12 protein-coding genes are annotated in these 12,253 nt (G+C 72.4%); 6 read left to right on the plus strand and 6 right to left on the minus strand.

Annotation, left to right across the window (positions count from 1 at the left end; translation table 11 throughout):
* Nucleotides 1–32: 32 nt before the first annotated feature.
* Together Sspor_RS11080 and Sspor_RS11085 are read left to right on the plus strand one after the other, a co-directional pair.
* Nucleotides 33–770 (plus strand): SDR family oxidoreductase, encoded by a 738-nt coding sequence (locus Sspor_RS11080; protein ID WP_202198913.1) that lies wholly within the window; start codon nt 33–35, stop codon nt 768–770.
* A gap of 235 nt (nt 771–1,005) precedes the next feature.
* Nucleotides 1,006–1,554, plus strand: a complete 549-nt coding sequence (locus Sspor_RS11085; protein ID WP_202198914.1) for a DUF1062 domain-containing protein — start codon at nt 1,006–1,008, stop codon at nt 1,552–1,554.
* Nucleotides 1,555–1,636: 82 nt separating this feature from the next.
* On the opposite strand, the gene Sspor_RS11090 is transcribed toward Sspor_RS11085, so the two are convergent.
* The 4 genes from Sspor_RS11090 to allB all read right to left on the minus strand — a co-directional run bounded on the left by Sspor_RS11090 (nt 1,637) and on the right by allB (nt 6,617).
* Nucleotides 1,637–2,515 carry a GNAT family N-acetyltransferase gene (locus tag Sspor_RS11090; RefSeq protein ID WP_202198915.1) on the minus strand — a complete coding sequence of 293 codons (879 nt, stop codon included), beginning with the start codon at nt 2,513–2,515 and terminating at the stop codon, nt 1,637–1,639.
* A 201-nt stretch (nt 2,516–2,716) separates the two neighbouring features.
* Entirely contained in the window at nt 2,717–3,955 is a 1,239-nt protein-coding gene (locus Sspor_RS11095) for an MFS transporter (RefSeq protein ID WP_202198916.1), read from the minus strand.
* A 205-nt stretch (nt 3,956–4,160) separates the two neighbouring features.
* A complete protein-coding gene (alc, locus tag Sspor_RS11100; protein WP_202198917.1) occupies nt 4,161–5,279 on the minus strand; it encodes an allantoicase in 1,119 nt (372 codons plus the stop codon).
* Between the two features lie 3 nt (nt 5,280–5,282).
* The gene (allB, locus tag Sspor_RS11105) at nt 5,283–6,617 is read right to left on the minus strand and encodes an allantoinase AllB (protein ID WP_373318900.1); all 1,335 of its coding nucleotides are present in this window, start codon (nt 6,615–6,617) and stop codon (nt 5,283–5,285) included.
* A gap of 336 nt (nt 6,618–6,953) precedes the next feature.
* Between allB and Sspor_RS11110 the strand changes: the two genes are divergently transcribed.
* Nucleotides 6,954–7,757 carry an IclR family transcriptional regulator gene (locus Sspor_RS11110; RefSeq protein ID WP_202198919.1) on the plus strand — a complete coding sequence of 268 codons (804 nt, stop codon included), beginning with the start codon at nt 6,954–6,956 and terminating at the stop codon, nt 7,755–7,757.
* Between the two features lie 82 nt (nt 7,758–7,839).
* Here Sspor_RS11110 and Sspor_RS11115 read toward each other — a convergent pair whose 3' ends face one another.
* Nucleotides 7,840–8,526, minus strand: coding sequence for an ABC transporter ATP-binding protein (locus Sspor_RS11115; RefSeq protein WP_202198920.1), 687 nt, complete (start codon nt 8,524–8,526; stop codon nt 7,840–7,842).
* Complete coding sequence (locus tag Sspor_RS11120; protein WP_202198921.1) at nt 8,523–9,611, minus strand: ABC transporter permease; 1,089 nt, start codon at nt 9,609–9,611, stop codon at nt 8,523–8,525. The genes Sspor_RS11115 and Sspor_RS11120 overlap by 4 nt, the downstream gene beginning before the upstream one ends.
* 134 nt (nt 9,612–9,745) lie before the next feature.
* Between Sspor_RS11120 and Sspor_RS11125 the strand changes: the two genes are divergently transcribed.
* From Sspor_RS11125 to Sspor_RS11135, 3 genes are all read left to right on the plus strand, one after another.
* A complete protein-coding gene (locus Sspor_RS11125; RefSeq protein WP_202198922.1) occupies nt 9,746–11,029 on the plus strand; it encodes a sensor histidine kinase in 1,284 nt (427 codons plus the stop codon).
* Nucleotides 11,026–11,661: a response regulator gene (locus Sspor_RS11130; protein WP_202198923.1), complete on the plus strand. Its 636-nt coding sequence runs from the start codon at nt 11,026–11,028 to the stop codon at nt 11,659–11,661. The genes Sspor_RS11125 and Sspor_RS11130 overlap by 4 nt, the downstream gene beginning before the upstream one ends.
* A gap of 332 nt (nt 11,662–11,993) precedes the next feature.
* Nucleotides 11,994–12,245, plus strand: a complete 252-nt coding sequence (locus Sspor_RS11135; protein WP_202198924.1) for a hypothetical protein — start codon at nt 11,994–11,996, stop codon at nt 12,243–12,245.
* Nucleotides 12,246–12,253: the final 8 nt, after the last annotated feature.

The following is a 12,253-nucleotide window of genomic DNA, read 5'->3' on the forward strand; positions in this document are numbered from 1 at the left end:
AACCAGCAACCAATCGACACGGGAGGAACGACATGGACGGCAACAGCACCGTGGCGCTGGTGACCGGTGGGAGCAGGGGGATCGGGGCGGCCGTCGCGCTGCGGCTCGCCGAGGACGGGGCCGACGTCGCGATCACCTACGTCAGTGACGCGGAGGCGGCGGCCGAGGTCGTCGGGAAGGTCGAGGCGCTCGGGCGGCGGGCCCTCGCCGTACGGGCCGACGCCGCGGAGCCCGGCGCCGCGGGTGCGGCGGTGGAGCGGGTCGTGGCGGAGTTCGGACGGCTCGACGTACTGGTCAACAACGCCGGTGTGGGCGTGCTCGGGCCGCTGGAGGCGCTGACGCCGGCCGAGGTGGACCGCGTACTGGAGGTCAACGTGCGCGGGGTGTTCCACACGACGCGGGCCGCCGCCGCGCACCTCGGCTCCGGCGGGCGGATCATCACCATCGGCAGCTGCATGACCCAGCGGGTGCCGGGCCCGGGCGGGACGCTCTACGCCATGAGCAAGTCGGCGCTGATCGGGTTCAACCGGGCGCTCGCCCGGGAGTTGGGCGAGCGCGGGGTCACCGCGAACATCGTGCACCCGGGTCCGGTGGACACGGACATGAACCCGGCTGACGGACCGTACGCGGGACCGCAGGCGGCCCTGACGGCGCTCGGGCGGTTCGGGGCGCCGCGGGAGGTGGCGGCCGTGGTGTCGTTCCTCGCGGGCGAGGAGGCCGCGTACGTGACGGGCGCGGAATTCGCCGTCGACGGCGGGCACGCCGCCTAGCGAGGAGGCGGGCCCGTCGCACACCACGTGCGGCGGGCCCGTCCGCACGGGGCGCCACAAAACCGGTGGAGCCGCCCCGCTGTGCGCCGTTACCGTGCTGGCGAACACGTCGTCGAGGCAAGGACGCCCCGTTGTACACCCTGTGAGACCCCCCGAGTGCTGATTCGTCGCGCGTCGCGCCTGTGCGCCGCGCTCCTTTCTGCTGCGGTCTTCTCACTGGAACCGGTGTACTTCTGTGCTCAATACCTGGGTGGTCGCTCCCACCTGCCTGCCGCTCGTTCTCCGCCGATGCCACACGTGCGCGTCCGAGCGCTTCCGGGCGAACGGCAAATTTCGCGTCAACGCCCACCACAAGCTCCTCGACGCCTGGCTCCTCGTACTCTGCACCGCTTGCGGGGACACGGCGAAAATCACGGTCCTGGAGCGGGTGCACGTGCGCTCCGTACGACCCGGGCTGCTGGACCGGCTGCACGACAACGACCCCGGCCTGGCAGCCGAACTGCTCCAGGATCCGGTCGTGCGGCGCCGCAATCGCATCGCCCTCGACTGGGACGGCGCCTGGCGCCTCGACACCGGCGGATCGGACCACCTGGACCGCGAGGTGATCGACGTCTCGGTCCGCTTCGCGGCGCGGATCCCGGTCCGGCCGGTGCGATTGATATCCGAGGGGTGCGGTCTTTCACGGGCCGAGGTCGAGAGACTGGTCAAGGACGGGAAGCTCGTCTCGGCGGTCCGGCTGAGCGGCAAGCTCTCCGGGGACTTCACCTTCACGCTCAAGCGCTGACCCCTCCCCGGGGCCCAGCGCCTGCTGTGAAGTGCGACGGGCCGGACCGGGTGATGCCCGGGTCCGGCCCCTCCGCTCGTCTCTACAGGTCGAGCTGATACTGCCGTGTCGTGTGCGTGGGCAGGTAGCCGAGGCTGTCGCTGATGTGTCTCATGTGCGTGTTGCTGTCGGCGGTGTCGGTCAGGAGGCCGCCGAGGTCCGGGTAGTGCCCGCGGGCCTGGCGGATCGACTCGGCCTTCATCCAGCGGCCGAGGCCGTGTCCGCGGTGCTCAGGCAGCACGCCGGTGCCGTAGTGCTGGGCATCACCGGTGCCGCCGCCGGGCACGACGAGTTCGGTGAACCCGGCGATCGAGCCGTTGGAGGTGTCGACGGCGACGACGGTGTGCAGGTGGTCGCCGCGCTGTTCGACGGCCTTCGCCGCGGCCCGGACCCGGTCCACGTCCCAGGCCGTGGTGCCGTGGTCGGTGTCCTCCATGGGCATGTCGTCCATGGCGCGACGTGAGTCGGCGAAGGTCCGGGCGAGATCGTCGGGGACGGTTCCCCGCCAGGACGCCAGCCGGTAGCCGGGATGCGGACGCTCGATGATCTCTGCCAGGCAGGACATGTTCACATCGGCCAGGGGCAGGCGGGAGAACCTCAGGGTGAGGACCTTGCGGAAGCCGCGAGCCGGCAGGAAGTGGTCGCCGGGCGATCCTGCCCCGGCCTGCGCCACGACGCAGCGGCGGGTGTTGTCCCGGGCGGCGGCCACGGCGGTGTCGAGCAGCCGGGAGCCGACGCCCTTGCGGCGCTCCACGGGATGAACGTGGAGGGTCAGTTCGGCCAGGTGCGCTTGACCGCCGTCGAACAGGCGCAGAAAGGCCGTCCCGACGGGGTTGGCATCGGCGTCGGACGCCAACCACGCAAGGCGTCGGCTGTGCGCCCCATGAGCGGGGTCGGTCAGTGGGGTGATGTGGAGCGACAAGGTGTCTCCGTCGTGAGGAGGTGGCAGAGGTCCGTACGCGGGCTCAACTGCTGGGCGCTCCTGCGCATGTGCTCCACACCTCCTCGTCGACAGTGCCGGTCCGGATCGACAGGGACGGCCGGGCGAAAGTAGCCGGTCTGTCGGGGCCTCGGCAAAGGGTTATCCGAAGGCTGCTGCGACCGCGGGTTCACAGCCGCTCGTTCACGGGCGCGACCGGCGTGCCCCTCGCAAGAGCACCGGGAGCCACAGGAGACATGCCAGCAGGGGGACCGCGGCGTAGGCGGCCATGCCCGCACCGGAGCCCAGCCCGTCCATGAGCGCGCCGAGGACGAGATAGCCGGTGCCGATGAACGCCGACTCCACGAACGCGATCATCGACAGCAGGCTCGCCCGGTGGCGCGACGGCACGGCCTCGTTGAACACGTTGTCCACGAGCACGGCGGTGATCTCGGGAATCCCGGCCAGGGCCAGGAACGCGGCGATGGTGACCCAGAGGATGCCGAGGCCGCTGAGGCCGAGTGCCGCGGCGAGCGTCAGGAGGGACACCGGGACGACGACCCGATACCCGATGCGCCGGTCCGCGCGGTCCGACAGCAGCGGAGTGAGCCCGCCGGCGAAGAACCCCGCCGATATGACCACGCTGACCCCTGCGGTGCCCGCTCCCTGATCGGAGAGGGTCTTCTGCGCGAAGATGATGTACGGCGTCAAGGTCGCATGCATCAATCCGGACACCACGACAAGCGTCACGAGCGCCGGCGTGGCGACCCGAAGCACCGCCCGCCACGCTGTGGCGTCGCCGTGCTCCTCGGCTCCGTCCCGCTCGTCCACCGCGTCCGCGCCGCGGATCTCGGGCACCCGTGACATCAGCACCACCACGGCCAGGACGAGGCACGCCGCCGAACCGGCGTAGACGACTCCCCAGGAGAACTGCTGCAGTTGGCCGCCGAGGACGATGGCGACTCCCGAGGTGACCGTACCGAGCATGGTGAACCGGGACTTGATCGTGACGTAGCCGGCCGTTGCGCCACGACGTACGAGCAGGTCGTACAGCAGGGCGGTGTCCGAGCCGGATACGCATGCCATGCCCACGCCCTGGCCGATGAACAGCGCGAGGAACACCCGGTAGTCGGAGGTCGCCACCTGACCGAGGAGGCATCCGGCCACCAGCACCTGGCCGGTCACGATGCCGGCACGCCTGCCGATGCGGTCGGCGATGATTCCCGTCGGCAACTCCGCAAGTCCGCCGACCAGGTAGAGCAGCGTCTGAAGGAGGGCCACCTGCCCGGCGGAGAAGCCCCGCTGCTGCAGGAAAATGACGAACACACCACGCTGGAAGAGCGAGTTGGCGAGCACGGCGTAGACGTAGAACGGGCGCGTGACACTTCGTGCCGCGTCGTCGACCGCAGCCGATCCGCCCGGGGCCTCCGTGGTGCCGGTCACGCCGCGGGCTCCCTGGAGACTCCGGTGGTCATCGGTGTGGGGCCTCCGGCGCCGACCGGAACCTCCCGTCCGTACTGCGCGCAGGATAGGGGGCCGGCCATCCGCTCGTCGAGGACGAACCGGGCGGGCTCGGAAGGGCACGGGCCGGAACGGCGAAGCCCGCCCCGGGGGTGTCGGCCCCCGGGGCGGGCTCCACGCGCATCTCCTAGCCGCCGAGCTCCTGGTGACGGGCGGTCAGCGCGGCCGCGCCGGCTTCCGTCAGGGAGCCGTACAGGCGCAGGCGGGAGAAGCCGCCGTCCGGGAAGATGTCGATCCGGACGTGCGTGCCGACCGCCGGGGCGTCCAGGACGAAGCGGTGGTTGGTGTCGGGCTGCAGGCGGGTGCGCGGCAGGAACTCCGTCCACTCGCCCTCCTCCCCGGTCTTGACCGACAGCGAGGCCCAGCCGGCCGAGTTGCCCTTGAGGTACGCGGTGTCGATCTCGACGGCGCGGATCTCGGACTCGGCGACGAGCTGGTAGCGGATCCAGTCGTTGCCGTTGTCGCGGCGGCGCGCGGTCTCCCAGCCGTCGTCCATCTTGCGGGAGCGGCCCGGGTTGATGGTGTTGGTCGGCGGGGAGTAGAAGCGGTTGGAGGCGTCCTGGACGGAGCCGCCGTTCTCCAGGGCCGCCACGTCGAAGGAGCCGAGCGCGTCGAGCCACTTCGGGTCGGGCAGGACCTCGCCGTAGACGCGCAGGCGGGCGATGCCGCCGTCGGGGTGCTGGTTGACGCGCAGGTGGGTGAAACGCTGCTCCACGTCCACCTCGAAGCCGTTGGCCGCGTGGCCGCCGACCGCCGTGCGGGGCACGACGGTCGTCCACTTCACGTCGTCGCCCTGGAGCTCCTCCGGGGTCGGCGCGAGGGCGCCCGCCCAGTTGGTCGCCTCGACGGAGACGGCCTGCGGCATGTTGCCGCGGAAGTGCGCGGTGTCGACGACGATGCCGCGGATGACGCCGGGGGCGCCCAGGCGTACGAGCGCCCAGTCGTGGTCCTCGGCGGTCGGCCAGGGCTGGGTGGCGGAGACGCCGCGGCGGCGGCGGGTCTCCCAGCCGTCCATGACCTTGCCCTTGTGGCCGAAGTCCTCGGGGTCGAAGTGCGCGGCCTCGGAGATCAGCAGGTTCTCGCGCTGCGCGAAGAACTCGTCGTTGGCGGCGATGACACCGGCGCCCAGCTCACGGGCGGCGAGGTTCGCGTACTGGGTGAACGGGAAGTCCGCGGTGCGGTAGTCCGCGTACGGGTCGCCGCCTCCGTACGGGTTCGCGTTACCGGTGAAGGATTCAATCGCCACTGGTCAGTTCTGCCTTTCGAGGAGGAGGCCCGTGGGCTCGGTCGGGGTGCCGTGGTCGGCGATATGCGTGCCGCGCAGCCAGGCGGACTTCACGACGCCGTGCAGGGTCTTGCCCGCGTACGCCGTGACCTGGTTGCGGTGGTGGAGCTCGGCCGGGTCCACAGTGAACGTTTCTTCAGGGGCCAGGACGGCGAAGTCGGCGTCGCGGCCGACCTCGATCGCGCCCTTTTGGCCGAGGCCGGCGAGGGCGGCCGGGGCGGCGGACATCCAGCGGACGACGTCCTCCAGGGTCCGGCCGCGGCGGCGCGCCTCGGTCCAGATGGCGGGCAGGCCCAGCTGGAGGGAGGAGATGCCGCCCCACGCGGTGGAGAAGTCGCTGGTCTTCAGGTCCGCGGTGGAGGGCGAGTGGTCGGAGACGATGCAGTCGATCGTGCCGTCGGCGAGCGCGTCCCACAGGAGGTCCTGGTTGGCGGCCTCACGGATGGGCGGGCAGCACTTGAACTCGCTGGCGCCGTCCGGCACTTCCTCGGCCGTCAGGGTGAGGTAGTGCGGGCAGGACTCGACGGTGATGCGGACGCCCTCGGCCTTGGCGGCGGCGATCAGCGGCAGCGCGTCGGAGGAGGACAGGTGCAGGACGTGGACGCGGGCGTTCAGCCGCTTGGCCTGGGCGATCAGGTTGCCGATCGCGGTGTTCTCGGCGTCGCGCGGCCGGGAGGCGAGGAAGTCGGCGTACTTGGGGCCCGGGACGACGGGAGCGGCGTCCAGATGGTGCGGGTCCTCGGCGTGCACGATCAGCAGGCCGCCGAAGCCGGTGATCTCGGCGAGGGATGCCGCCAGCTGCTCCTGGTCGAGCTCGGGGAACTCGTCCACGCCCGAGGGCGACAGGAAGCACTTGAAGCCGTAGACGCCGGCGTCGTGCAGCGGGCGCAGGTCCTTGACGTTGTCGGGCAGGGCGCCACCCCAGAAGCCGACGTCCACGTGCGCCTTGGCGCGGGCGACCTCCTGCTTGACGCGCAGGTTGCCGGTCGTCGTGGTCGGCGGCAGGGAGTTCAGCGGCATGTCGAGGATCGTGGTGATCCCGCCGGCGGCCGCGGCGCGGGTGGCCGTCCAGAAGCCCTCCCATTCGGTGCGGCCCGGGTCGTTCACGTGGACGTGGGTGTCGACCAGGCCGGGGAGCAGGACGTCGTCGCCGAAGTCCTCCAGCCGGGCTCCGGCCGGTACCTCGGCGTCGTGCGCCAGCACGGCCGCGATCTTCCCGCCGGCGACGGCCACCGAAGCGGCGCGCGTCCCCTCGGGGGTGATGACGCGCGTCGAGCGCAGTACCAGTTCCACAGCCACGTCGGCCACCGGAACCTCCCCATCTACTTCCACAGAGCGAAATTCAACGTTCTGTTGACGGAGTCTTCCCGGCGATCGTGACCCAGTCAAGAGCGCCCGGACGGACCACTGACACACCGGGACCGCAATTGGAGGTTTCCACAGGATGGAATTAAGATTTCGCTATACAGAATGTAGCTACCACCACCGGGATCGAGCGGATAACTTCCCGAGGACGTCCCCCACCAGGACAAACCCTCTCTGACCGGCGACGACGACCTTGACCCCGACACTGGGGCAGACGCCGACCGCCGGGTAGGCTGCTCCCTTGCCTGCCAGCACCGAAAGGACCGCGCCGTGCCGACGTCCAGCGCCAGCACCACCGACGCTTCCTCGAAGACCCCCGCCGCCAGCGGTGGCGTCCAGTCCCTTGAGCGCGCCTTCGACCTGCTCGAACGTATGGCCGACGCCGGGGGCGAGGTCGGCCTCAGCGAGCTCTCCGCCGCCAGCGGTCTGCCTCTGCCCACGATCCACCGCCTGATGCGCACCCTGGTGGCCTGCGGCTACGTACGCCAGCAGCCCAACCGACGGTACTCCCTCGGCCCCCGTCTGATCCGCCTCGGCGAGTCCGCGTCGCGCCTGCTGGGTACCTGGGCCCGCCCCTACCTCGCCCGTCTGGTCGAGGAGACCGGGGAGACGGCGAACATGGCCCTCCTCGACGGTGACGAGATCGTCTACGTCGCCCAGGTGCCGTCGAAGCACTCCATGCGCATGTTCACCGAGGTCGGCCGCCGCGTGCTGCCGCACTCCACGGGCGTGGGCAAGGCACTGCTCGCCCACACCCCGGCCGACGAGGTACGGGCCCTGCTGGCCCGCACCGGGATGCCGGCGGCGACCGAGAAGACCATCACCACGCCCGAGGGCTTCCTCGACGCGCTGGAGCAGGTCCGCAAGGTGGGCTACGCGGTCGACGACAACGAGCAGGAGATAGGGGTCCGCTGCCTCGCCGTGTCGGTGCCGAACTCGCCGACCGCCGCCGCGATCTCCATCTCCGGTCCGGCGGGCCGGGTCACGGAGGCCGTGGCCGAGTCCTTCGTACCGATCCTGCAGGGCGTGGCCGCCGAGCTGTCGGTGGCCCTGGCCAACCAGAGCCCCGCGTAGGTCCGCGAAGGCCGCGCAGGTCCGCGAAAGGCCCCGGCCGCCCCTTGCTCCAAGGGGCGGCCGGGGCCTTTCCGTACGCCGCTCAGGGCACCGGGGCCGGGCACGGCGTCAGGCTGCCGTCCGTCATCGTCGCCGTACGGTCCATCCGCTCCAGGTGGGCGCGGTCGTGCGTGACCAGCACCGTGGCCGTGGAGCGCTCCCGGGTCAGGGTGACCAGCAGGTCGAGCACCGCCGCCCCGCGCTCGTGGTCGAGCGCGCTGGTCGGCTCGTCGACCAGCAGCACCGCGGGCTCGTTCACCAGGGCGCGGGCGATGTTGATCCGCTGCCGCTGGCCCCCGGAGAGCTGGTGGGGCCGTTTGTCGGCCTTGTCGGCGAGACCCACCGCGTCCAGCAGCTCCAGCGCCCGCCGGCGCAGCGCACGCGCGGGGCGGCCGGAGAGGTGCGCCATGACCTGGAGCTGTTCGGCGGCGGTCAGCGAGGCCAGCAGGTTGGGCTGCTGGAAGACGATGCCGATCTTCTCCCGGCGCAGGGCCGACTTCTCGGCGGGCCCGAGCGCCGTGGTGTCCTGACCCGCGACGACGACCCGCCCGGAGTCCGGGGTGACGAGGGTGGCGGCGACCGCGAGCAGGCTGGACTTGCCGGAGCCGGAGGGGCCGATGACCGCCGTCAGCGTGCCGGCGGGCACCTCCAGGCCGACCGCGTCGAGGGCGGTGAGCCGGCTCTCGCCGTCGGGGTAGGTCAGCGTGACGTCGTGGACGAGCAGGGTCATCGGGCGCTCCCGAGGGCGGTCAGCGGGTCGACGGCGGTGATCCGCCGGATGGACAGGGCGGCGCCCAGCGCGCCCAGCAGGATCATGATCGCGGCGGGGACGAGCACCGTGGCGGGGTCGAGGACGAAGGGCACGGGACCGCCGCTGATCAGCACGCCGAAGCCGGCGGCGAGCGCGGTGCCCAGCCCGGTACCGATGGCGAGCATCACGACGGCCTGGCCGAGGGCGTCCTTCAGGAGGTACGGGGTGGAGGCACCCAGTGCCTTCAGAACGGCGATGTCACCGCTGCGCTGGATCGTCCAGACCGTGAAGAAGGCCCCTATCACCAGGGCGGAGATGACGAACAGGAAGCCCCGCATCAGCTGCAGCGAACCGTTCTCGGCCTGGTACGACCCTATGGCGCCCAGGGCCTCGTCCACGGTCCCCGCCTTGGTCCCGGCGGCCTTGTCCGCCGCCCCGAGGTCCACGCCGCTGCCGCCGGAGACGGCGACGACGGTGGCGAGGGTGTCGATGGAGGTACCGGGGTTTCCGACGCGCTGCCAGTCGTTGAGGTCCATCCAGACGACCGGGGTGTGACTGTAGGAGGCGGTTCCGGACACGCCGGCCACGGTCAGCTCCAGCGGGCCGATCCTGAGCCTGGCCCCGGCGGTCGGGCCGCCCAGTTCCCTGGCCGCCTTCTCGGTGAGGACCACCTGGCCCTGGGTGAGGCCGGCGTTCCGGGGCGCGAGCCCTCCGGCGGGGTCCACCCCGAAGACCGAGACCGCGGCGGTACGCCCGCCCGAGACGGCGTTGGTGGTGCGGATGCCGAGCGGCTGCGCCCCCTTCACCCCGGGCTGCTCACGCCAGGCGAGCCAGGCGGACTCGGGCACCTGGGAGCTGGTGAAGGACACCTTCTGGTCCCCCGTGGGCGCGGCGAAGGCCAGGTGCGTGGCGGGCAGGCCGGTGATGGCCGAGATGTTCTCCCGGGCCAGGCCCGAGGTGAGCCCGGACAGCAGGCCCACCAGCAGCGTGATGAGCAGGACGACCGAACCCATGAGGGCGAATCGGCCCTTGGCGAACCGTAGATCTCTCCATGCGACGAACATGTCCCCCACCTTGGTCTTCCGCGTGGGCACAAGGCATCGCGCCACAGTAGGGATCCTCGTATCGAAGGGTGCGTCCGGACATCAAACTTTCGGTTGACCGGGGTCGGTCCGCCCCCGCTTACGCTGGTCCGGACATGACTGCTCCCGCTCCGCCCGTCTCCCCCGCCTCCCCCTCCCCCGCCACGCGTGCCCTGACGCCCGTGTCGAAGGTGCTGCGGCTGTGCCTGCACGCGCTGCTCCTCGGCCTGCTCGCGCTCGCCGCCGGGCGGGCCGTCGCCGACTCCGCGCCCCGGTCCGGCTGGGTGATCGCCGCCTGCGCGGTGCTCGCCGCCGTCTACGCGGGCGGCGTACGGGCCCCCGCGGTGCACAGCTCGCCGCGCGCCGGGGCGCTGTGGCTGGCCGGCCTCGGCGCGGTCTGGGCGGGCCTGCTCGTGGTCTCCTCCGACGGGCTGTGGATCGCCTTCCCGCTGTACTTCCTGGAGCTGCACCTGCTGCGGCTGCGCTGGGGGGTCGCGGCCGTCGCGGTGACCGCCTGCGCGGCCATCGGCGGGTTCGTCGCGCACAGCGGCGCGGCCACCCCCGGGGCCTTCCTCGGGCCGCTGCTGGGCGGGGCGGTGGCGGTGGCGACCGTACTGGGCTACCAGGCGCTGTACCGCGAGAGCGAGCGCCGCCGGGAGCTGATCGAGGAGCTGATCACCACCCGGGCCGAGCTGGCCGCGGCCGAGCGGGGCGCGGGGATCCTGGCCGAGCGGGAACGGCTGGCCCGGGAGATCCACGACACCCTCGCCCAGGGGCTGTCCTCGATCCAGCTGCTGCTGCGGGCGGCCGAGCGGGCACTGCCGCCGCAGGCTCCGGCGCTGGAGCACATCGCCCGGGCGCGCGGGGCGGCCCAGGAGAACCTCGCCGAGGCGCGCCGCTTCGTACGGGCCCTCACCCCGCCGGACCTGGAGCGCGGGTCGCTCGCGGCCGCGCTGGAGCGGCTGTGCGCGGGGATCCCGGGACCGCGCGTGCGGTTCTCGCTGATCGGCAGCCCGCGGGTGCTGCCCACGCCGTACGAGGTGGCCCTGCTGCGGATCGCCCAGTCGGCGCTGGCCAATGTGGTGCGGCACGCGCGGGCCGGGCGCGCCGAGATCACCCTGACGTTCATGGACGCCTCGGTCACCCTGGACGTCGTCGACGACGGGCACGGCTTCGACCCCGCGTCGGTGTCACCCGGCGCGGCGGGCTCCGGCGACGGGGGCTTCGGGCTGCCCGCGATGCGCTCGCGGGCCGAGACCCTGGGCGGGCTGTTCACCGTGGAGTCCGACCCCGGCCAGGGCACCGCCGTGGCCGTCACCCTGCCGCTGCCCCTGGAGCACCTGGAGCACGCGGACCGCGCGGAACACGCGGACCGTCCGGACGCCGTGGAGGCCCTGTGACCATCCGTCTCCTGCTCGCCGACGACCACCCGGTGGTCCGGGCCGGGCTGCGTGCGGTGCTGGACACCGAACCGGACTTCGCGGTGGTGGCCGAGGCTGCGACCGCCGAGCGGGCGGTGGAGCTGGCCGCCCGTGAACCGGTGGACGTGGTGCTGATGGACCTCCAGTTCGGTCCCGGTCCCGGTATGCACGGCTCCGAGGCGACGGCCCTGATCACAGCCCGCCCGGGCGGACCCCGGGTGCTGGTGCTGACCACGTACGACACGGACGCGGACATCCTGGCGGCGGTGGAGGCGGGCGCCTCCGGCTACCTGCTCAAGGACGCCCCGCCGGAGGAGCTCGCGGCGGCCGTACGGACGGCCGCGGCGGGCCAGTCCGCCCTGGCCCCGGCGGTGGCGCTGCGCCTGATGGACCGGATGCGGACACCGGCGGAGGCACTGACGAAGCGGGAGCTGGAGGTGCTGCAGCTGGTCGCGGACGGCCTGTCGAACCAGCAGATCTCCAAGCAGCTCTTCCTCAGCCAGGCCACCGTCAAGTCCCACCTGGTGCACGTCTACGCCAAGCTCGGCGTCGAGTCCCGCACCGCGGCGGTCGCGGCGGCCGCCACCCGCCGCCTGATCCGCACCCCGTAGGCCCCGTCCCGGTGGGGCTGGCCCCCGTAGCGGGACACCGGTAGGCAGGCGGGCGGAGCGGGGCGCCGCGGCGCGAGCATCGGGGAACCGAGTTCCCGATCCGAGAGCGAGCCTCCGATGCAGACCGCAGTCCTGGCCCGACCGGCCGCGCCGCCCGCCGAAGTCCGTGCGGCCTACGGGCTCTGGCTCACGGCTGTGGCCGCCGGAGCCTTCGAGACCGTGCTCGCGATCGGCCGGATGGCGGCCGACGGGACCGCCTCCGCCGGAGAGATCGGCGTGGGCCTGACCGTGCGGCTACCGTCTTCACCGTCGCCGTGCTCGTCGCGGGGAGGATGCGGGACGGTGCTCGCTGGGCCCGGATCATCCTCGCGGTCGGTCTCGGGGTGCTCGGTACGGCCTCGATGGTGGTGCAGCCGCTCGGGTACCTCGCCGACGGCGGTTCGCTGTCGGCCGCGCTGTCGCGGGCGGGCGCTCTCGACCTGGTGTTCGGCGCGAGCCGGGCCGTGCACGTGGGGGCGGTGCTCGCCGCCGTCGCCCTGATGTTCCGCCCGGCCGCGAACGCGTACTTCCGCGAGCGGCCGTAGCCGCCGGG

It is taken from the genome of Streptomyces spororaveus, from assembly GCF_016755875.1.
Classification (GTDB): Bacteria; Actinomycetota; Actinomycetes; order Streptomycetales; family Streptomycetaceae; genus Streptomyces; species Streptomyces spororaveus.

Coding starts and splice junctions, on each gene's coding strand:
- Sspor_RS11125 (WP_202198922.1), top strand. CDS start 9,746: ATGACTGCTCCCGCTCCGCCCGTCTCCCCCGCCTCCCCCTCCCCCGCC.
- Sspor_RS11120 (WP_202198921.1), bottom strand. CDS start 9,611: ATGTTCGTCGCATGGAGAGATCTACGGTTCGCCAAGGGCCGATTCGCC.
- Sspor_RS11080 (WP_202198913.1), top strand. CDS start 33: ATGGACGGCAACAGCACCGTGGCGCTGGTGACCGGTGGGAGCAGGGGG.
- Sspor_RS11135 (WP_202198924.1), top strand. CDS start 11,994: ATGCGGGACGGTGCTCGCTGGGCCCGGATCATCCTCGCGGTCGGTCTC.
- Sspor_RS11115 (WP_202198920.1), bottom strand. CDS start 8,526: ATGACCCTGCTCGTCCACGACGTCACGCTGACCTACCCCGACGGCGAG.